This window comes from Paracoccus sp. MC1854, assembly GCF_014164635.1.
Taxonomy (GTDB): domain Bacteria; phylum Pseudomonadota; class Alphaproteobacteria; order Rhodobacterales; family Rhodobacteraceae; genus Paracoccus.
Genome location: NZ_JACJFU010000001.1, coordinates 317466 through 336414, shown reverse-complemented (window position 1 = coordinate 336414; position 18949 = coordinate 317466). Strand labels below are relative to the sequence as shown.

The window sequence follows — 18949 nt, the reverse complement described above, 5'->3', positions numbered from 1 at the left end:
GCGCCCGTCACAACTGCGCTATGGCACCCCTGTCAGCCTGAACGCCGCAAGGAATTGTCCCCGATGACCGCGCTTTCCGATCCTGCCCTTTCCCCGGCCACCGACATCCGCAGGGTGACGGCCCGGCCGTTCGAGGGGCAGAAGCCCGGCACCTCGGGCCTGCGCAAGAAGACCCGCGTCTTCATGCAGCCGGGCTATCTGGAAAACTTCACCCAGTCGATCTTCGACGCGATCGGCGGGCTTTCGGGAAAGACGCTGGTGTTGGGCGGCGACGGGCGCTTCTTCAACGACCAGGCGATCCAGACCATCATGCGGATGGCCGCCGCCAATGGCGCGGCCCGGGTGATCGTGGGGCAGGGAGGGATCCTCTCGACCCCCGCCGCCTCGAACCTGATCCGCATCCGCCGTGCCGACGGCGGGATCGTGCTGTCGGCCAGCCACAACCCCGGCGGCGAGGACGAGGACTTCGGCATGAAGTTCAACGGCCCGAACGGCGGCCCTGCGCCCGAATCCCTGACCGATGCGATCTTCGCGCGGACGGGCGGGATCACGGAATACCGCACCCTCGACATGCCGGACCTTGACTTGTCCGCTCTGGGCGAGTGCATGCTTGGCGGCATGACCGTCGAGGTGATCGACCCCGTCGCCGATTATGCCGCGCTGATGGAAAGCCTGTTCGACTTCGACGCGATCCGCGGCCTGTTCGCCTCGGGCTTCACGATGCGCTTCGACGCCATGCACGCGGTCACGGGGCCTTATGCGCGCGAAATCACCGAGCGCCGTCTGGGTGCGGCCCCCGGCACCGTCGTCAACGCCGTCCCCCTGCCGGATTTCGGCGGCGGCCACCCGGACCCGAACCCGGTCTGGGCCAAGGATCTGGTCGACCTGATGATGGGCGCGGATGCGCCGGATTTCGCCGCCGCCTCGGACGGGGACGGGGACCGCAACATGATCCTCGGGCGCGGGGTCTATGTCACGCCCTCGGACAGCCTCGCGGTGCTGGCGGCGAACGCGCATCTGGCGCCGGGCTATGCCAAGGGAATCAGCGGCATCGCGCGATCCATGCCGACCAGCCGCGCCGCCGACCGGGTAGCCGAGCGGCTGGGCATCGAAATGCACGAGACGCCGACCGGCTGGAAGTTCTTCGGCAACCTGCTGGACGCCGGCCGCGTCACCATCTGCGGCGAGGAAAGCGCGGGCACCGGGTCCGACCACGTGCGCGAGAAGGACGGGTTGTGGGCAGTGCTGTTGTGGCTGAACATCCTCGCCGTGCGGCGTGAACCGGTAGCCGGGATCATGGCAGCACATTGGGCCGAATACGGTCGCAACTACTACAGCCGCCACGACTATGAGGCGGTGGCCTCGGACCGCGCCAATGCACTGGTGGACAGGCTGCGGGGGATGCTGCCCATGCTGCCGGGGCAGGTCTTTGCGGGCCTGCGGGTGCAGGCGGCGGACGACTTCGCCTATCTGGACCCGGTGGACGGCTCGACCTCGGCGCGTCAGGGCATCCGGGTGATGTTCGAGGACGGCAGCCGTGTCGTCCTGCGCCTGTCGGGCACCGGGACCGAGGGCGCGACGCTGCGCGTCTATCTGGAACGCTATGCGGGGACGGACCAGCCCCATGACCTCGATCCCGACCGGGCGCTGGCGCCGGTGATCGTGGCGGCCGAGGAACTGGCGCTGATCCGCGCGCATACCGGCCGCGAGCGGCCGGATGTCACGACCTGACCGGCGGCGGCAGCGGCTCTGGGCCGCGCAAGGCTTGCCGGAGGGTCACGAAAGCGTCACCCTGTCGCCATATGGCATTCGACAGCGTCCCGGCGGCGCTGTAATCGGCGCCGGGCGCGCTTGTGGAAAAAGGAACGAGTCATGCGGATTGCGGTTCTCGGTGGTGACGGTTTCGTGGGCTGGCCCACCTCGCTGCACCTGTCCAACCTCGGCCACGAGGTCCATATCGTCGACAACCTGTCGCGCCGCTGGATCGACACGGAACTGGGCGTGCAGTCGCTGACGCCGATGGATTCGATCCAGGAACGCTGCCGCATCTGGAAGCAGGAAAGCGGCAACGTCATCCATTTCCACCTGCTGAACCTCGCCAAGGAATACGAGCGGCTGAAGCAGTGGCTTGCGGACCACAAGCCCGACGCGGTGATCCATTTCGCTGAACAGCGCGCCGCGCCCTATTCGATGAAGACCGACCGCCACAAGGTCTACACCGTGGACAACAATGTCAGCGCCACCCACAACCTGCTGGCGGCGCTTGTGGAAACCGGCATCGACGCGCATCTGGTTCACTTGGGGACGATGGGCGTCTACGGTTATTCCTCGGTCGGCGCGCCGATCCCGGAAGGCTATCTCGACATCGAGATCGACACGCCCTCGGGCAGGAAGCCGCAGCAGATCCTGTATCCGACGCGGCCGGGTTCGGTCTATCACATGACCAAGAGCCTCGATCAGATCCTGTTCCAGTTCTACGCCCAGAACGACGGGCTGCGGATCACCGACCTGCATCAGGGCATCGTCTGGGGCACCCACACCGACCAGACCCGGCGGCACGAGCAGCTCATCAACCGCTTCGACTATGACGGCGACTACGGCACGGTGCTGAACCGTTTTCTCATTCAGGCGGCGATCGGCTATCCACTGACCGTCCACGGCACCGGCGGGCAGACACGCGCCTTCATCCACATCCAGGACTGCGTGCGCTGCATCGAGCTTGCTTTGGACGATGCCCCGAAGGCAGGCGAGCGGGTGAAAATCTTCAACCAGATGACCGAAACGCACCGCGTCCGCGACCTCGCCCATCTGGTCGCCCGGATGACCGGGGCCGAGGTGCGGATGCTGCCGAACCCCCGCAAGGAAGCCGACGAGAACGACCTGATCGTGAAGAACGACCAGTTCCTGTCGCTGGGCCTGAACCCGATCACCCTACAGGAGGGCCTGCTGGCCGAGGTCGTGGACGTGGCGCGCAAGTATGCCCACCGCATCGACCGCTCGCGCGTGCCCGCCGTCAGCGCCTGGACCAAGGACATCGCCAAGCGCGTCGATCACGACCCCGAGGGCAAGAAGCTCAAGGCGGTCTGATGCGGGGTCTGACGCCGGACCGCCCTGCGCGGTCCGACCGTGCCTTTGTCACATTGGTGACGAACGCCGACTATGCGCTGGGGGCAAAGGCGCTGGTGCGGTCCATCGTGCTATCGGGAACGCAGGCCGACATCTGCGTCCTGCATACCGACGTGGCCAAGGCGGAACTTGCGTCCCTCTCGGCCCTTGGCGCCCGGCTGGTCCGCTGCGAGTTGCTGCCGACCTCTCCCGAGTTCAACGCCACACATGCCAAGGACGCGCTGCACGGCCGCGCCGCCTTCACCAAGGGCGAGAAGCCGCCCTTCCACACGCCGCTCGACAATTTCGCCAAGCTGCGGCTGTGGCAGTTGGACTATGAGCGGCTGGTGTTCATTGATGCCGACGCCTTGGTGTTGCAGAACGTGGACAAGTTGTTCGACTATCCCCAATTCTGCGCCGCGCCGAACGTTTATGAAAGCCTCGCGGATTTTCACCGGATGAACTCGGGCGTCTTCACGGCCCGGCCCTCTCAGGCGACGTTCGAGGACATGCTGGCAAGGCTGGACGTGCCGGGCGTGTTCTGGCGGCGGACGGACCAGACGTTTCTGGAGCACTACTTCCCCGACTGGCACGGCCTGCCGGTGTTCATGAACATGCTGCAATACGTCTGGTTCGCCATGCCAGATCTGTGGCGCTGGCAGGACATCAAGATCCTGCATTTCCAGTATGAGAAGCCATGGCAGGACCATGCCAAGGCCGACTGCGTCCGCCCGCTGATCGAGTTGTGGCGTGCCTATGCAGGCGACGGCCCGGTGCCCGACTCGCGCAGCCTGCCCGACCCCGCATGAGGATCGCCCTTACGGGCGCAAGCGGCCTAGTCGGACGCTTCCTGTCCCGCGCCCTTCAGACCGACGGCCACCAGGTCGAGACGCTGCCCGGCTGGCGCTTGGGCCAGCCCGCGCCATTGGAGGGCTGCGAGGTGCTGATTCACGCCGGTTTCGCCCATGTTCCCGGCAAGTATCGCGGCGGCGAGGGCGACGATCCGGAAGGCTTCGTGGCGCTCAACCGTGACGGCTCGCTGCGGCTGTTTCAGCAGGCGAAGGCTGCAGGCGTGGGGCAGGTCGTCTTCCTGTCCTCGCGCGCGGTCTATGACGCGCTACCCGCGGGCACGCCGCTGCCGGATGGAACGCCGAGTGCGCCACAAAGCCTTTACGGCCGCGTGAAGGCCGAGGCCGAGGCGGGGCTCGCCGCGCTGGATGCGCCCGGCTTCGCCACTGCAAGCCTCCGCGCTACCGGCATCTATGGTCCGGGCGAAGGGCACAAGTGGACGGGCCTTTTTGCGGACTATATCGCCGGACGTCCGATCACGCCGCGCATCGCCACGGAACTGCACGGCGACGACCTTTCCGCCGCGATCCTGCTGATCCTGCGGAGCGGCGCGCGAGGTGCCTTCAACGCCTCGGACCTGCTGCTCGACCGCCATGACCTGCTGGCCGAGGCGCAGCGGCTGACCGGCTGCCCCTATCCGCCGCCGCCTTGCGCCGACGCGGTCGTTTCGGTGATGAGTTGCGACCGCCTTGCCGCAATGGGCTGGCAACCGGGCGGCTGGCCCCGGCTGCGGGACAGCCTGCCAGCCATGCTGCCTTCGGACGGTTCTTGAATATCCTGCGGGGCTGTCGAACGCCCGGACAGGAGGCGGATCAGAAAACAACCGTCATGTCTGTCTTTCCGCTGGATGGGGCCAAGCGACCGTTTTCAGCGAGGCAGGGGCGATGTCACCTCAGCATCCGGCGCCACCCCGCCCAACAACTCCGTCAACTCGCCCGCCGCCTGCGTCACCAGCGCTCCCATCTGCTCGATCCGGTCATCCGTCAGCCGCCCCGCCGCGCCCGAGATCGAGATGGCGCAGGCGGCCTCTGCCTGCGGCGACCAGACCACGGCGGCAAGGCAGCGCATGCCGAGGTTGAACTCCTCGTCATCCAGTGCCCAGCCACGCCTGCGGGTGCGCTCGATGTCGGCCAGCGCGGCGTCGCGGGTGCGCAGGCTTTTCGAGGTCAGCGGCGGCAGGCCGGCGCGGTCGGCCAGCGCCAGCACGTCCTCGTCGCGCCAGGTGGCCAGGATCGCCTTGCCCATGGCCGAGGAAAACACCGGCACCCGGCGGCCGGGGGGCGAGAGCGCCCGGCGGATTTCCCGGCTTTCGACCTGGCTGACCGTCACCAGATGGTCGTCGTCAAGAATCCCGAGGTTCGCCGTCTCGCGCGTCGCGTCCCGCAACCGGCGCAGCATCGGCAGGGCAGGGGCCACGAAGCTGAGCCTGCGGCCATAGGCCATCCCCACGGAAAAGGCATCGCGCCCGACGTGCCAGGCAGAGGCGGCGGGTTCGAACTGCGCGAAACCCTGCTGTTCCAGCGTCGTCAGCAGACGGTGCGCGGTGGACACTGGCAGTCCCGCCGCCCGCGCCAGGTCGCTGAGCCGGCTGCCATCCCCCTGCGCCAGCAGCCGCAACAGGGTCAGCGCGCGGCTGACGGACTGGACACCACTCTCCGCCATAAGTCTTCCTCCGTTTGCCGCATGATGGAAAAGATTGGCGGGGTTGTCACGTTCTTCCAACGGGCCTGCTATCCATCCTGCTGCACTGATGGAGGGTTGAAGATGACCGATCACGTTGAGCGCGCCGGCTTGCAGGTGGCGGCCTCCCTGGCCAATCTGGTCGAAACGGAGCTGCTGACGGGTGGCGTTACGTCCGACGCCTTCTGGAACGGCTATGCCGCCCTGCTGCGCGAGCTTGCCCCCGAGAACCGCGCCCTTCTGCAGCGGCGCGACGAATTGCAGGCGCAGATCGACGACTGGCACCGCACGCGCCGCGGCCAGCCGCTTGACGCTGAGGCTTACCACGCCTTTCTGCGCGAGATCGGCTATCTGGTGGACGAGCCCGCGCCCTTCACCATCGGCACCACCGACGTGGACCCGGAACTGGCACAGGTCGCGGGGCCGCAGCTTGTCGTCCCGATCAGCAACGCCCGCTTCGCACTCAATGCCGCCAACGCCCGTTGGGGTTCGTTGTATGACGCGCTTTACGGCACTGACGCGCTGCCGGGGAAAGCGGCTCCGGGCGGCTATGACGCCCAGCGCGGCGCGCAGGTAATCGACTGGGCACGCAAGCATCTGGATTCGGTGGCGCCGCTGGAGGGCACCTCCTGGGCGGACGTGACCGGGATGAAGGCCGAGGGCGGCCAGCTGGTCCTGACCACTGGCGCGGGCGAGACCGGCCTTGCCGATCCGGTGCAGTTCGCGGGCACCAGTGGCGAGGACGTGTTCCTGCGCGTGAACGGCCTGCTGATCCGCCTCAAGGTGGACCGCAGCACGCCCATCGGGCGCGACGACAAGGCGGGCATCTCGGATGTCATCCTGGAAAGCGCCCTGACGGCGATCCAGGACTTCGAGGATTCGGTTGCCGCCGTCGATGCCGAGGACAAGGTTTCCAACTACCGCAACTGGCTGGGCCTGATGCGGGGCAATCTGGCCGAGAGTTTTGAGAAGGGCGGGCGGCAGATGACGCGCCGTCTGGCCCCTGACGTGACCTACACCGACCCGCAGGGGAACGAGGTCACCCATCCCGGCCGCGCCGTGCTGCTGGTCCGCAACGTCGGCCACCTGATGACCACCGACGCCGTGCTGCTGGACGGGCAGGAAACGCCCGAGGGCATCATGGACGCCCTGATGACCGTCGCCGCCGCCGTGCATGACCTGGATGCCGGGCGGAACTCGCGCACCGGCTCGATCTATGTCGTGAAGCCCAAGATGCACGGCCCTGACGAGGTCGCCTTTGCCGAGCGGCTTTATGCCGGGGTCGAGCGCATCCTCGGCCTGCCCGCGAACACCGTGAAGCTGGGGGTGATGGACGAGGAGCGCCGGACCTCGGCCAACCTTTCGGCCTGCCTTGCGCAGGTGAAGGATCGCGTCGTGTTCATCAACACGGGCTTCCTCGACCGCACCGGCGACGAGATCCACACGTCCATGGAGGCCGGGCCGATGGTGCCGAAAGGCCGCATGAAGGATCAGGCGTGGCTGGGGGCCTATGAGGCCGGGAACGTGGACACGGGCCTTGCATTGGGGCTCGCGGGCCGGGGCCAGATCGGCAAGGGCATGTGGGCCAAGCCCGACGACATGGCCGATATGCTGGCGGCCAAGATCGGCCACCCGCAGGCGGGCGCGAATACCGCCTGGGTGCCTTCGCCCACCGCCGCCACGCTGCACGCGACGCATTACCACCAGGTCTCGGTTCATGGGGTGCAGGAGAAGCTGCGCTCGCGCGAGAAGCCCTCGCTGGACGCGCTGCTGACGCCGCCGCTGCTGGGGGGCGCGAACCTGTCGCCCGAGGAAGTGGCCTATGAGATCGACAACTCCTCCCAGTCGATCCTGGGCTATGTCGTGCGCTGGGTCGATCAGGGGGTCGGCTGTTCCAAGGTGCTCGACTACGAGGACGTGGCACTGATGGAGGACCGGGCGACGCTGCGGATCTCGGCCCAGCACCTCGCGAACTGGCTCAAGCACGGAATCATCACCGAGGCGCAGGTGCAGGATTCGCTGGCGCGCATGGCCGAGAAGGTGGACCGCCAGAACGCGGGCGATCCGCTTTACAAGCCGATGGCGCCGGCGCTGGACGGTCCCGCCTTCAACGCGGCGCGCGACCTGATCCTGAAAGGGGCCGCGCAGCCTTCGGGCTATACGGAACCGCTGCTGCACGCCGCCCGCCGCGCGGCCAAGGCTGCGGCCTAGAGCAGCCACTCGATCGGCAACCGGCCGATCAGCCACAGGAACCCGCGCTGGGCGAAATTGGTGCCGGGTTCGCGGCGGTGGACGGTCCCGGGGTTGTCCACCGCCGGTTCATGCCAGACCAGCCGCCCGCGCCCGCCGCGGCGGGGGCCATAGCTGACTAGCGGCAGCACCTCGTCCAGCCCGTGGCTGACCTCGCCCGCAAGGCGGGGGCTGTCGATCATCACCCCCATCTCGGTGTTGAAGATGATCGAGCGCGGGTCGAAGTTGAACGAGCCGATGAAGATGCGGTCGCGGTCCACGCAGACGGTCTTGGAATGCAGGCTCGCGCGGGTCGATGTGCCGGGGGTGCGCGGCTCACGCGGCAACTCGCGGGTGGCGCGCAGCTCATACAGCCGCACGCCGCCGTCGATCAGGACGGGGCGGTATTTCACATAGGCCGAATGGACCACCAGCACGTCCGTCGCCTCCTGCGAGTTCGTCAGGATGCGGACCTGCCGCCCTTCCGCCACAAGCCGGTTCAGCCGCTGGGTGAAGCGGCGGCCGGGAACGAAATAGGCCGAGATGATGTCCACCGAATGGTCGGGGCTGGCGATCATCCGCATCAGTTGCGCGAACATCAGGTCGCGGTTGCGATGCCGCCCCAGCCCCTTGGCGGGATCGTCGCTGATCAGCGTGACCGGCACCCAGTTCAGCGCCAGTCGTTCTTCGATCATGTCATGCACAAGAGGCCGGGTGACGACCGTCTGCCGGTAAGCCAGGGCGCCCGCGTCGGCCAGCATCGCCTGCAGATCGTCGCGCGCGCTGGAGACGCCCGGCGCGGGCAGGATCAGTTCGGCGGGATAGGCCGATCCGCTGGCCCAGTAGCGGTCAAAATCCTCGCCCGCGTCCACTGCTACCCGTCCCAGCGTCAGCACATCGGTATCAAGGTAATGCGGCCCCTCGCCATAGGCGAAATAGACATCGCCGATGTTGCGCCCGCCCAGGATCGCGGCGGCGCCATCCGCGATCATCAGCTTGTTGTGCATCCGCCTGTTCAGGCGGCGGAAGTCGAAGAGATAACCCAGCAGCTTGGGCCGGCGCAGGATGAAGGGGTTGAACAGCCGCACCTCGACATTGGGCAGCGCGTTCAGCGCGGCAAGGTCGGCGTCCAGCCCCCATATGCCGTTGTCGTCCAGCAGCAGCCGGATGCGGACGCCGCGTTCGGCGGCCCGGTGCAGTTCGTCCAGCAGCACGAGGCCTGTCAGGTCGCGCTGCCAGATGTAATATTGCACGTCCAACGCCAGCCCGGCCTCGCGGATCAGCGAAATGCGCGCGCCGAAGGCGTCCAGCCCGTCATGCAGCGCCACGACGCCGCTGACGTTCGACCTTGCGCCGCCATGCGCCAGCACCATGCGGCCCAGCGTGGTCGCATCCGACAGCGGCACGGCCCGGCTTTCGCGGCGCCCCTTCAGCGAGGGCGGGCGGTAATAAAGATGCAGGACGCCCAGGACGACCGCCGGGACAATGACGAAAAGGGCCGCAAGCTCCATGTCGATGATCCGCGCCGCGGCGCCCCGGCGTTCCGTTCCCTGCGGTCAGGCCAGCGCGCGGGCGATCTCGTCGGCCGAGGCCGCGGTCAGCGTCTTGGCAACTTCCTTGACGACCTTCTGTTCCAGCATCTTGTGATAGTTCTTCCGCATGACGCCCAGCGTGTTGGGATCGGCGATGATCGCCAGTTCCTGCACCTTGTTCTGCAGCACCATCAGGTTCAGCCGCTCGGTCAGTTGCTTGGCAAAGGTCGCTTCGTCCTCGTCGCGGGGCGGCGTATCCTCGGGTTGCCTTCCTTGGCTTTCGTCCTGCAGGTTGGCCGGGCCGATCCGCTCGACCTCCTCAAGCTCGATCTTGAACTTGGCGGTGTTGCGGAACAGCACGGCCTTCTGGCCATCGGCCACGATGACGAGCGCATCACGAGACAGCATGGTCTTGTCCTCTCGGGTTTATTCCCGATGAGAACGCCCCCCTGTCACGCCGGTTCCTGCCGCAGCTTGCCGCAGAAGCCACGGATGCGGGCGATGGCGTCGGCCAGTTGCGCGTCCGACGCCGCGTAGCTGATGCGGAAATGCGGCGAGAGGCCAAAGGCCTCGCCGAAGACCACGGCCACGCCAGTGGCATTCAGCAGTTCCATCGCGAAGGTGCGGTCATCGGCGATCACGGCCCCCTCAGGCGTGCGGCGCCCAATAAGCCGGGCGATCGAGGGATAGACGTAGAAGGCCCCCTGCGGGGTGGGGCAGTCGATCCCCTCGCATTGGTTCAGCCCCGAGACGACCAGATCGCGGCGACGCTGGAAGACGGCCCGGCTTTCCGCGATGTAGTCCTGCGGCCCGGTCAGCGCGGCCAGCGCGGCATATTGGCTGATCGAACTGGGGTTCGAGGTCGATTGCCCCTGCACATTCGCCATCGCCCTGATGAGTTCCACCGGCCCCGCGCCATAGCCGATCCGCCAGCCGGTCATGGCATAGGCCTTGCTGACCCCGTTCATGGTCAGGGTGCGGTCCATCAGCTTCGGTTCCACCTGGGCGGGCGTGACGAAGCGGAAGCCGTCATAGACCAGATGCTCGTAGATGTCGTCGGCCAGCACCCAGACATGGGGATGACGCAGCAGAACATCGGTCAGGGCGCGCATCTCGGCTTCGCCATAGCCGGCACCCGTGGGGTTCGAGGGCGAGTTCAGGATCACCCATTTCGTCTTCGGCGTGATTGCCGCCTCAAGCTGGTCTGGCGTGATGCGATAGCCGTTCTGGATGCTGCCGGTGACGATGACGGGCGTCCCGCCGCCCAGTGCCACCATGTCGGGATAGCTGACCCAGTAGGGGGCGGGAATGATGACCTCGTCGCCGGGATTCAGCGTCGCCATCAGCGCGTTATAGAGGATCTGCTTGCCGCCCGTTCCCACGCTGACCTGCTGCGGGGAATAGTCCAGCCCGTTCTCGCGCCGGAACTTGTCGGCGACGGCCCGCTTCAACTCGGGAATGCCGTCCACAGCGGTATAGCGGGTGTGCCCCGCGTCGATGGCGGCCTTGCCCGCCTCGCGGATATGGGCGGGCGTGTCGAAATCCGGCTCTCCGGCCGAGAGGCTGACGATGTCGCGGCCCTCGGCGGCCAGTTCGCGCGCAAGGTTCGTCATCGCGATGGTGGGCGAGGGTTTGACGCGGGACAGGGTCTGGGACAGAAAGCTCATCGACGCGCTCCGGGTTTCTGGGACGGGGTGGTGATAGGCGCGGGACAGCGTGGCTGCAAGCGCGGGGGGAAAGCGGATGGACGATCACGAGGCCCGGCTGAAGCGGATCACCATGCGAAGCTGGCGGCGCGGCACGCGCGAGATGGACCTGATCCTCGGCCCCTTCGCCGAGGCCGAACTGGCCACGATGGATGCCGGTACGCTCGACGCCTATGAGCGGCTGCTGGAGGAAAACGACCAGGACCTTTACCCTTGGATCACCGCCCGGCTGTCGGGCGGGACCGCGGGTCCGCAGGCCCATGCGGCGATGCTTGACCGGGTCGCGGCCCATGCACAGGGGCGGCTGCGGGAAATTCGCGGCGCTTAACCGAATCTTGGGACGTAGGTGGCAATGTGGCGGAAAGACGCCATACGGAAGATACCGATGACCCGACTCGCCGTGCTGCGCCCCTCAGCCACGCCGCTTCCGCCGCCGGATTACAACCCGCCGGACCTGCTGGAGCCTTACCTGCAAAGCATCCAGATCCTCGACCGGCTGCACCGGCTGATGCTGGACCTGATCAAGGACGAATTCGAACGCCTGCGCCGCGACGACCTGACCCCCGTGCAGGCGCTGCTGCTGTTCAACTTGGGCGGGGCCGAGGTTTCTGCAGGCGAGCTGCGGTCGCGCGGGATGTATCAGGGCTCGAACGTCAGCTACAACCTCAAGAAGCTGGTGCAGATGGGCTATGTCACCCACCAGCGATGCGAAAACGACCGGCGGTCTGTCCGCGTGCGGCTCAGTCCGCGGGGAGAGGAAGTGCGCGAGATCGTCGGCCAGATGTTCCTGCGCCACGTCATGGGGCTGGAGGCCTCGGGCATCCTGGACGACCCGCCGCTGCCGCAGGTGAACCTGCAATGGCGCCGGGTCGAGCGTTTCTGGGCCGAGCAGATCCGCTACATCTACTGACCCCTCACCAGTGGCCGGTGTTGCCCATGCTGGCCCAGGGCTCCTGCGGCGGCAGGCGGTCGCCCTTCTGCAGAAGCTCGATCGAGACGTTGTCGGGGCTGCGGACAAAGGCCATGTGGCCGTCGCGGGGCGGGCGGTTGATCGTCACACCACTGTCCATCAGGTGCTGGCAGGTGGCGTAGATGTCCTTCACCTCATAGGCGAGGTGCCCGAAATGGCGGCTGTCCGAGGGCAGGCCCTCATCGCCGTCCCAGTTGTAGGTCAGCTCGACCGGCGTTTCAGGCTGGCCTGGCGGCGCCATGAAGACCAGCGTGAAGCGGCCCTGCTCGCTGTCCGTCCGCCGGATCTCCTCCAGCCCCAGCAGGCGATAGAAACCCATGCTGGCCTCCAGATCCTTCACGCGGACCATGGTGTGCAGATAACGCATCATGCTTCTCCCGTATTGGTGCGGCGGCGATCCTGACACGCCGCCCGCTGACTCGCCAGCCGGGGCGCGCTAGACAGGCGGGCGACAGACCTGAAAGGACCGCCCGATGCCGCTCACCCCCGAACAGCAAGCCGAGATCGACGAGGCCCGCGCCACCCCGCGCCCGACCCTGCGCGCGGTCAGCGAGGGGATGGAGCGGCATCTTTACGTGGCCCATCCGGTGCTGGACCACGGGCTTTTGCGCGTCATCGACTACATGGGCGACGATTCCGCCATCGTGCAGGCGGCGCGTGTGAGTTACGGCCGCGGCACCAAGGCCGTGTCGAACGACGAGGGGCTGATCCGCTACCTGATGCGGCACTGGCACTCGACCCCTTTCGAGATGTGCGAGGTCAAGTTCCACGTCAAATTGCCGGTCTTCGTCGCCCGCCAGTGGATCCGCCACCGCACGGCCAACGTGAACGAATATTCCGCCCGCTATTCGATCCTCGACCGCGAGTTCTACATCCCCGCCCCCGAACAACTTGCTGCCCAATCCACGGTGAACAACCAGGGCCGGGGCGCGGTGCTGTCGGGGGACGAGGCGCAGCGCGTCCTGGACATCCTGCGCGAGGACGCGATGCGGTCCTATGACCATTACGAGGGGATGCTGAGCCAGGACGGCCAGCAGGGCCTCGCCCGCGAACTCGCGCGGATGAACCTGCCCGCGAACATCTATACCCAGTGGTACTGGAAGACGGACCTGCACAACCTGTTCCATTTCCTGCGCCTGCGCGCCGACGCCCACGCGCAATACGAGATCCGCGTCTATGCCGAAGCGATGTGCCGCATTGTGGCGGATTGGGTGCCGCTGGCCTACGGGGCCTTCGAGGACTACCGACTGGGCGGGGTGTCCCTGTCCGGGAAAGCCGTGGAGGTGCTGAAGCGGCGGCTGGCTGGGGGGATGGTGACGCAGGAGACGAGTGGGATGAGCAAGGGCGAATGGCGGGAGTTCGAGGGGGTGTGGGGGTGAAGAGCTATGTAAGTTGATATATGTAACTGCTAAACGGAGATAAATCCTTGCCTCATCTTCCTGAAAGCTCTTCGAACGTATTGATGATTCCCTGTAGTGCGGGGCAGTTCGGTTCCTTTTTGGCGTCTCTACTAAAGACCCCTAGAACGATTCGACGAACCTTCTATCAGGTTGTAGATGTTGATGTGCCTGAGATGGTTGATGTTCTTCAACTCGTGCATCAAAGGATTGTAGAACAACATGAATCATCCTTGGCGTCTATTACTATCCAAGTACTTTTCGAAGATGGGAGGTCGGTTGAAATAAGTTCGATAGATGAATTTGCTTCATTCAGTGAGCCGAGCAATCGGAAGTGCGTTGCTGTTGTTGTTTCGAGTTCATATTTGGTGGCCCTGCCAAGAGAGCAAGTTCCAGCAAAGAATGAGATAACTATAGAATTTAAGGCAGATGCAACATCTCACGTCAGAAAGGAAATCTACGGAAAACGGGTCATAAGCGACTTCGCCCCTAAAGAATCTGGAATTGGTTATATAATAAGGCACAGAAGTGTCAGTTTGGGCAATGATCTGGCAAATTTACTTGATGCCAAAATAAAGTCTATGGAGAAGGTCGATAGGTTTGCTGCTTTCTTCTCTTCTGGATGGGTAAGCCTTGTTTGCGCGCTTGTGGGCGCAGCTACTGGAGTACTAGCTTCCATCTGGCTTAGCTCTAAGGTAGTCGGTGAATTGGCGTTGAAAGGTGCGTCCTTGTCGGGGGCAGATGCAATTTCTGCACAGATAGTAGCGCAATCTATCGCATCCACAATACTGTTTTTGGCAATGGCAGCTGGGTTATGCTGGGGATTCTTTCTAAGCCTTTCATTGGCTAAGGATCGCCCGTCATTCATTCATCTTAATTAAGCAGGCAAATTGAAATCTCAAGACGCTGTCCGTAAGCACGAGCGCCGGTGGTTTAGGTTGCTTGGATCCGTACTTGCTGCGCTTGTAATTGGAATTTCTGGTTCCCTTGCCGCAAGCGCGATTTGGGAAAGCATGTAACATTTGGAATATGCGCTGTTAGTGCAGCAAGCGTAGGGTGCGTGCTCCGCACGCACCATCCCGCCACCGAGCGGTGCGTGCAAAGCACGCACCCTACGCAGCCGCCGTCCCCTGCACCGCTTCCACCCATTCCCTGACCACCCTTACACTCTCCCCCTCATCCAGCCACGGGATATGCCCCCGCCCCGGGACCTTGCCGTAGATCATGTCCGGCCGCCGCCGCCGCATTTCCTCGACCGCATCCTCGCCCAGCAGGTCCGAACCCTCGCCGTGGATCAGCGCCAGCGGCAGGCCCTCCAGCGCGTCGAACAGGGGCCAGGCGGTGGCGTCGGGGTTCTTGAAGGCGGAAAGGAAGGCCTCGCGCAGGGCCGGGTCGTAGGTCAGGGTCACGCCGTCCTCGGCCTGGCGGTAAAGACGGGCGGCTTCCTCGTGCCAGCGGCCCTCGGGGACCTCGGCGAAGCCGCGGAGCGTCCGGGGCAGGCGCTCGGCCACCTCGGCGAGCGTCCGGGCGTTGGGACGGCGGCCGACATAGTCCATGATCGCCTCCAGCCCCTCGCGCCGCAACTGGGGGCCTACGTCGTTCAGGCAGACGCCCAGCAGGCGGTCGCGGGCCACCGCCGCCAGATACATGGCAATTAGCCCCCCGCGCGAGGTGCCGACGATGGCCGCTTTCTGAAGCCCGAGGTGATCCAGCAGCGCCAGCGCATCCGCCCCCTCCTGCGGGACGGTGTAGGTCTCGGCGCCCGTCCAGTCGGACTGCCCGCGCCCGCGATAGTCCATGCGGATCATCCGGCAGTCGGCCAGCGTCGGCGCGAGATAGTCGAAGTCGTCCATGCTGCGCGTCAGCCCCGCGAGGCACAGGACCGGCAGCCCCTCGCCCTGGTCCCGATAGGCGATCCGTGCGCCGTCCGCGGCGGTGAAGTGCTGCACGTCCATGAACCGTCCCCTCGTCATTTCGCGGGCATCCTGCCGCGCCCGCCGCGCGCAGGCAACAGTGTCGGCCGTCATCGGACAAGGCCGCGCGAAAGCCTGATCCCTGCCTTTGTCGAAGCGCGGGTTCCGCCTCGCGCGTCCGAAAGCGGCCTTTCAGCCCGAAAGGGCCGCGCGGTGCAGCAGGTGGAAGCGGCCGTCCCGGTCCTCGCCGAAGAGGCAGAGGTCCTCGATCGCGAAGGGGCGGGGCAGGACCGGGGACAGGTGCTCCTGCAGGGCCGCCATGACCGGGGCGCGCTCGGCTTCGGGCAGGCTGTCGGTCAGGGTCAGGTGGAACTGGAACTCCTCCATGACAAAGGGATAGCCCCAGCGGTGCAGCAGCTCGCGCTGGCGGGGGGAGAGCCGGTCAGGCTTGCGGCGGGCGATCTCTGTGTCCGTGAGAGGCGCGCGGAGGTGGTCGGTGCCCTCGACCACCGCGGCAGCAAGGGCCTGCAGCGCGTCGTCGCAGCCTTGAGGGATCAGGGCGAGGAAGCCGTGCAGATCCTCGATCTGCAGCCCGTCGCAGGTCACGGGGGAAAGCCGCGCCGCCAGTGCCTCGACCGCTGCCGTTGCATCGGCCGGGCTGATGCCCTCGGCCAGCCGGAAAGGCGCGCGGATTGTGCCGTGGAAGCCGTATTTCCGCGGATCGCGCGTCAGTTCAGCCGGCGGACAGAGCAGGGCGGGCAGATCGGGTTGCGTGACCTCGCGCCGTGTTTCGGGGTTCCAGCCCAGCCAGGCGGCAGTGCGGGCGGCGAGGTCACCAGGGCGCGGGGCATAATAGACGGCGAAGCGTTTCATCCGGGCCTCTGAGGGATGCTCGGGGCAAACGGCCAGGGCGCAGGGATGTTCCGCTGTGCCAGCAAAAGGGCTGGCTCAGATATTCTCGGACTGGGGCATCCCGAGGACGTGATAGCCGCTGTCGACCATCACCACCTCGCCGGTGGTGCAGGTGCCCCAGTCCGAGGCCAGCCACACCGCCGTGCCGCCGATCGCCTCAAGCGTCGCATTATGACGCAGCGGCGCATTGGCCTCGGTGTGGCGATAGGTCTTGCGCGCGCCGCCGATGGCTGCGCCTGCCAGGGTCTTCATTGGGCCGGGGCTGATCGCGTTCACCCGGATGCCCTGCGGGCCGAGGTCGTTGGCAAGATAGCGCACAGCCGATTCCAGCGCCGCCTTGGCCACGCCCATGACGTTGTAGAAGGGCGTCACCCGGTTCGAGCCGGCATAGGTCAGGGTCAGGATCGTGCCGCCATCGGTCATCAGGGGCAGGGACCGGCGGGCGACCTCGATCAACGAATAGCAGGAGATGTCGAGCGACTGCTTGAAGTTCGCCCGGCTGGTATCGACGAAACGGCCGGTCAGCTCGTCCTTGTTGGAAAAGGCGATGGCGTGGACCAGGATGTCCAGCCGCCCCCAGCGTTCCCCCAAAGCCCCGAAAGCCGCGTCCAGCGAGGCGTCGTCGGTCACGTCCACGTCCAGCAGGATGTCGGACCCGAGCGATTCCGCCAAGGGCTGGACCCGCTTGCCAAAACCCTCGCCCTGATAGGTGAAGGCCAGCTCCGCCCCCTGCGCGGCCAGCGCCTGCGCGATCCCCCAGGCGATGGAACGCTCGTTCGCGACGCCCATCACCAGCGCGCGCTTGCCTTGCAGCAGGGCCATGCTCACTCCCGGAACTTCGACATCACAAGGGTCGCATTGGTGCCGCCGAAGCCGAAGCTGTTGGACAGCACGCTGTCGAAATCGACGTTGTCGATGCGCTGCGTGGCGATTTCCTCGGGCCGGATCTCGGGGTCGAGTTCGGTCACGTTGGCGGATGCGGCGATGAAGCCATGCTGCATCATCAGCAGAGAATAGATCGCCTCGTGAACGCCCGTAGCGCCCAGCGAATGGCCGGTCAGCGACTTGGTGGAACTGACCTTGGGCACCGCATCGTCGCCAAAGACACGGCGCAGGGCCTTGATTTCGGTCACGTCACCCACCGGGGTCGAGGTTCCATGTGCGTTCACATAGCCGATCTTCCGGCCTTCCGGCAGGGTTTCCAGCGCCAGCCGCATGGACCGCTCGCCCCCCTCGCCCGAGGGCGCGACCATGTCATAGCCGTCCGAGGTCGCGCCGTAGCCCGTCACTTCGGCATAGATCTTGGCGCCGCGTGCCTTCGCGTGTTCCAGTTCCTCAAGCACCACCACCCCGCCGCCGCCGCCGATGACGAAGCCGTCGCGGGTCACGTCGAAGGGACGCGAGGCGGTTTCCGGTGCATCGTTGTATTTCGACGACATCGCGCCCATCGCGTCGAACAGGCACGAAAGCGTCCAGTCCAGTTCCTCGCCGCCGCCCGCGAAGACGATGTCCTGCTTGCCCATCTGGATCAGTTCGGTCCCGTTGCCGATGCAATGCGCCGAGGTCGAGCAGGCCGAGGTGATCGAGTAGTTCACGCCCTTGATGGAAAACGGCGTCGCCAGGCAGGCCGAGTTGGTCGAGGACATGCAGCGCGTGACCATGAACGGCCCCATGCGCTTGGGCGCGCCCTTCTCGATGACGATCTTGTGGGCGTTGAAGAAGTTGGACGTGGACGGCCCGCCCGAGCCCATCACCAGCCCCGTGCGCGGATTCGAGACGTCGCCGGGTTCCAGTCCCGAATCCTCGACCGCCTGCTGCATGGCGATGAAGTTCCAGGCCGCGCCCTCGCCCATGAAGCGCAGGTCGCGCTTGTCCACATGGGCGGCGATGTCGATGGTCGGCCGACCCTCGACCTGGCTGCGGAAGCCGTGTTCGGCGTATTCGGGCGAGAAGACAATGCCTGACCGGCCCGCGCGCAGGCTGTCGGTGACCTCAGTGGCATTGTTGCCGATGGGCGAGACGATCCCCAGCCCGGTGATGACGACGCGGCGCATGATGCGGCCCTCCTTCGGTTCAGCTCTCGGAAAGAGCGACCTTCATGTCCTTGACCTGGTAGATGACCTCGCCATCGGCTTCCACGATGCCGTCGGCGACGCCCATGGTCAGCCGACGGGTCTGCACCGCCTTGGTGAAATCGACCTTGTAGGTCAGCAGCTTGCGGTCGGGCCGGACCATGCCGGTCAGCTTGACCTCGCCCACCCCCAGCGCATAGCCACGGCCCTGCCAGCCGCGCCAGCCCAGGTTGAAGCCGGTCAGTTGCCACAGCCCGTCAAGGCCAAGGCAGCCCGGCATGATCGGGTTGCCGGGGAAGTGGCAGGCGAAGAACCACAAGTCGGGGGTGATGTCGAACTCGGCCACGACATGGCCCTTGCCATGGGCGCCGCCGTCCTCGCTGATGTCGGTGATGCGGTCCATCATCAGCATCGGGGGTTCCGGCAGTTGCGCGTTGCCGGGGCCGAACAGCTCGCCCCGCGCGCAGGCCAGAAGGTCGCCCTTGTCGAAGCGGGTCTGTTCCATCGCCATGCGGTCTGGTCCTGTCTGTGGCGCCGGCCCGTCCGCCGGCTTTTCCCGCGTCTATCATCCGGGCGGCGAACCA

19 protein-coding genes are annotated in these 18949 nt (G+C 66.0%); 9 read left to right on the top strand and 10 right to left on the bottom strand.

Translation table 11 applies throughout. From position 1 onward, the window contains the following. The first annotated feature begins 63 nt into the window (after nucleotides 1-63). From H5395_RS01620 to H5395_RS01605, 4 genes are all read left to right on the top strand, one after another. Nucleotides 64-1731, top strand: coding sequence for an alpha-D-glucose phosphate-specific phosphoglucomutase (locus H5395_RS01620; protein ID WP_182790750.1), 1668 nt, complete (start codon nucleotides 64-66; stop codon nucleotides 1729-1731). A 141-nt stretch (nucleotides 1732-1872) separates the two neighbouring features. Beyond that, on the top strand, nucleotides 1873-3087 hold the full coding sequence (locus tag H5395_RS01615; RefSeq protein WP_182790749.1) for an NAD-dependent epimerase/dehydratase family protein: 1215 nt from the start codon (nucleotides 1873-1875) through the stop codon (nucleotides 3085-3087). Next, on the top strand, nucleotides 3087-3914 hold the full coding sequence (locus H5395_RS01610; RefSeq protein ID WP_182790748.1) for a glycosyltransferase: 828 nt from the start codon (nucleotides 3087-3089) through the stop codon (nucleotides 3912-3914). The genes H5395_RS01615 and H5395_RS01610 overlap by 1 nt, the downstream gene beginning before the upstream one ends. Further along, nucleotides 3911-4726, top strand: a complete 816-nt coding sequence (locus H5395_RS01605) for an NAD(P)-dependent oxidoreductase (protein WP_182790747.1) — start codon at nucleotides 3911-3913, stop codon at nucleotides 4724-4726. Before H5395_RS01610 ends, H5395_RS01605 begins: the two co-directional genes overlap by 4 nt. A gap of 95 nt (nucleotides 4727-4821) precedes the next feature. On the opposite strand, the gene H5395_RS01600 is transcribed toward H5395_RS01605, so the two are convergent. After that, nucleotides 4822-5616 (bottom strand): IclR family transcriptional regulator, encoded by a 795-nt coding sequence (locus H5395_RS01600; RefSeq protein WP_182790746.1) that lies wholly within the window; start codon nucleotides 5614-5616, stop codon nucleotides 4822-4824. 102 nt (nucleotides 5617-5718) lie between these two features. Between H5395_RS01600 and H5395_RS01595 the strand changes: the two genes are divergently transcribed. Next, nucleotides 5719-7845 carry a malate synthase G gene (locus tag H5395_RS01595; RefSeq protein WP_182790745.1) on the top strand — a complete coding sequence of 709 codons (2127 nt, stop codon included), beginning with the start codon at nucleotides 5719-5721 and terminating at the stop codon, nucleotides 7843-7845. Here H5395_RS01595 and H5395_RS01590 read toward each other — a convergent pair. Genes H5395_RS01590 through H5395_RS01580 form a run of 3 tightly spaced genes read right to left on the bottom strand, consistent with a single transcriptional unit; the run spans nucleotide 7842 to nucleotide 11062 of the window. Beyond that, the gene (locus tag H5395_RS01590) at nucleotides 7842-9374 is read right to left on the bottom strand and encodes a phospholipase D family protein (RefSeq protein WP_182790744.1); all 1533 of its coding nucleotides are present in this window, start codon (nucleotides 9372-9374) and stop codon (nucleotides 7842-7844) included. The two genes, H5395_RS01595 and H5395_RS01590, sit on opposite strands and share 4 nt — an antisense overlap. Before the next feature lie 45 nt (nucleotides 9375-9419). After that, nucleotides 9420-9803 (bottom strand): host attachment protein, encoded by a 384-nt coding sequence (locus tag H5395_RS01585; RefSeq protein WP_182790743.1) that lies wholly within the window; start codon nucleotides 9801-9803, stop codon nucleotides 9420-9422. Between the two features lie 44 nt (nucleotides 9804-9847). Continuing rightward, the gene (locus tag H5395_RS01580) at nucleotides 9848-11062 is read right to left on the bottom strand and encodes a pyridoxal phosphate-dependent aminotransferase (protein WP_182790742.1); all 1215 of its coding nucleotides are present in this window, start codon (nucleotides 11060-11062) and stop codon (nucleotides 9848-9850) included. A 76-nt stretch (nucleotides 11063-11138) separates the two neighbouring features. Here H5395_RS01580 and H5395_RS01575 point away from each other — a divergent pair, with 76 nt between their 5' ends. Together H5395_RS01575 and H5395_RS01570 are read left to right on the top strand one after the other, a co-directional pair. Then, nucleotides 11139-11429, top strand: a complete 291-nt coding sequence (locus H5395_RS01575; protein WP_182790741.1) for a succinate dehydrogenase assembly factor 2 — start codon at nucleotides 11139-11141, stop codon at nucleotides 11427-11429. A 57-nt stretch (nucleotides 11430-11486) separates the two neighbouring features. Then, nucleotides 11487-12011, top strand: coding sequence for a winged helix DNA-binding protein (locus H5395_RS01570; protein ID WP_182790740.1), 525 nt, complete (start codon nucleotides 11487-11489; stop codon nucleotides 12009-12011). A gap of 4 nt (nucleotides 12012-12015) precedes the next feature. On the opposite strand, the gene H5395_RS01565 is transcribed toward H5395_RS01570, so the two are convergent. Next, on the bottom strand, nucleotides 12016-12438 hold the full coding sequence (locus H5395_RS01565; RefSeq protein ID WP_182790862.1) for a VOC family protein: 423 nt from the start codon (nucleotides 12436-12438) through the stop codon (nucleotides 12016-12018). 106 nt (nucleotides 12439-12544) lie between these two features. Between H5395_RS01565 and thyX the strand changes: the two genes are divergently transcribed. Together thyX and H5395_RS01555 are read left to right on the top strand one after the other, a co-directional pair. Beyond that, on the top strand, nucleotides 12545-13450 hold the full coding sequence (gene thyX / locus H5395_RS01560; protein ID WP_182790739.1) for an FAD-dependent thymidylate synthase: 906 nt from the start codon (nucleotides 12545-12547) through the stop codon (nucleotides 13448-13450). Between the two features lie 47 nt (nucleotides 13451-13497). Further along, nucleotides 13498-14349, top strand: a complete 852-nt coding sequence (locus tag H5395_RS01555; protein WP_182790738.1) for a hypothetical protein — start codon at nucleotides 13498-13500, stop codon at nucleotides 14347-14349. 231 nt (nucleotides 14350-14580) lie between these two features. Here the strand turns inward: H5395_RS01555 and H5395_RS01550 are convergent, their stop codons facing one another. The 5 genes from H5395_RS01550 to fabA all read right to left on the bottom strand — a co-directional run bounded on the left by H5395_RS01550 (nucleotide 14581) and on the right by fabA (nucleotide 18876). Next, entirely contained in the window at nucleotides 14581-15423 is an 843-nt protein-coding gene (locus H5395_RS01550) for an alpha/beta fold hydrolase (protein ID WP_182790737.1), read from the bottom strand. 150 nt (nucleotides 15424-15573) lie between these two features. After that, entirely contained in the window at nucleotides 15574-16254 is a 681-nt protein-coding gene (locus H5395_RS01545; protein WP_182790736.1) for a DUF1045 domain-containing protein, read from the bottom strand. A 75-nt stretch (nucleotides 16255-16329) separates the two neighbouring features. Next, the gene (locus H5395_RS01540; protein WP_182790735.1) at nucleotides 16330-17115 is read right to left on the bottom strand and encodes an enoyl-ACP reductase; all 786 of its coding nucleotides are present in this window, start codon (nucleotides 17113-17115) and stop codon (nucleotides 16330-16332) included. Nucleotides 17116-17117: 2 nt separating this feature from the next. Further along, nucleotides 17118-18347 (bottom strand): beta-ketoacyl-ACP synthase I, encoded by a 1230-nt coding sequence (gene fabB, locus H5395_RS01535; protein ID WP_182790734.1) that lies wholly within the window; start codon nucleotides 18345-18347, stop codon nucleotides 17118-17120. A gap of 19 nt (nucleotides 18348-18366) precedes the next feature. Next, nucleotides 18367-18876: a bifunctional 3-hydroxydecanoyl-ACP dehydratase/trans-2-decenoyl-ACP isomerase gene (fabA, locus tag H5395_RS01530; RefSeq protein WP_182790733.1), complete on the bottom strand. Its 510-nt coding sequence runs from the start codon at nucleotides 18874-18876 to the stop codon at nucleotides 18367-18369. Between the last annotated feature and the right edge of the window lie 73 nt (nucleotides 18877-18949).

Coding starts and splice junctions, on each gene's coding strand:
- H5395_RS01620 (WP_182790750.1), top strand. CDS start 64: ATGACCGCGCTTTCCGATCCTGCCCTTTCCCCGGCCACCGACATCCGC.
- H5395_RS01615 (WP_182790749.1), top strand. CDS start 1,873: ATGCGGATTGCGGTTCTCGGTGGTGACGGTTTCGTGGGCTGGCCCACC.
- H5395_RS01610 (WP_182790748.1), top strand. CDS start 3,087: ATGCGGGGTCTGACGCCGGACCGCCCTGCGCGGTCCGACCGTGCCTTT.
- H5395_RS01605 (WP_182790747.1), top strand. CDS start 3,911: ATGAGGATCGCCCTTACGGGCGCAAGCGGCCTAGTCGGACGCTTCCTG.
- H5395_RS01600 (WP_182790746.1), bottom strand. CDS start 5,616: ATGGCGGAGAGTGGTGTCCAGTCCGTCAGCCGCGCGCTGACCCTGTTG.
- H5395_RS01595 (WP_182790745.1), top strand. CDS start 5,719: ATGACCGATCACGTTGAGCGCGCCGGCTTGCAGGTGGCGGCCTCCCTG.
- H5395_RS01590 (WP_182790744.1), bottom strand. CDS start 9,374: ATGGAGCTTGCGGCCCTTTTCGTCATTGTCCCGGCGGTCGTCCTGGGC.
- H5395_RS01585 (WP_182790743.1), bottom strand. CDS start 9,803: ATGCTGTCTCGTGATGCGCTCGTCATCGTGGCCGATGGCCAGAAGGCC.
- H5395_RS01580 (WP_182790742.1), bottom strand. CDS start 11,062: ATGAGCTTTCTGTCCCAGACCCTGTCCCGCGTCAAACCCTCGCCCACC.
- H5395_RS01575 (WP_182790741.1), top strand. CDS start 11,139: ATGGACGATCACGAGGCCCGGCTGAAGCGGATCACCATGCGAAGCTGG.
- H5395_RS01570 (WP_182790740.1), top strand. CDS start 11,487: ATGACCCGACTCGCCGTGCTGCGCCCCTCAGCCACGCCGCTTCCGCCG.
- H5395_RS01565 (WP_182790862.1), bottom strand. CDS start 12,438: ATGCGTTATCTGCACACCATGGTCCGCGTGAAGGATCTGGAGGCCAGC.
- thyX (WP_182790739.1), top strand. CDS start 12,545: ATGCCGCTCACCCCCGAACAGCAAGCCGAGATCGACGAGGCCCGCGCC.
- H5395_RS01550 (WP_182790737.1), bottom strand. CDS start 15,423: ATGGACGTGCAGCACTTCACCGCCGCGGACGGCGCACGGATCGCCTAT.
- H5395_RS01545 (WP_182790736.1), bottom strand. CDS start 16,254: ATGAAACGCTTCGCCGTCTATTATGCCCCGCGCCCTGGTGACCTCGCC.
- H5395_RS01540 (WP_182790735.1), bottom strand. CDS start 17,115: ATGGCCCTGCTGCAAGGCAAGCGCGCGCTGGTGATGGGCGTCGCGAAC.
- fabB (WP_182790734.1), bottom strand. CDS start 18,347: ATGCGCCGCGTCGTCATCACCGGGCTGGGGATCGTCTCGCCCATCGGC.
- fabA (WP_182790733.1), bottom strand. CDS start 18,876: ATGGCGATGGAACAGACCCGCTTCGACAAGGGCGACCTTCTGGCCTGC.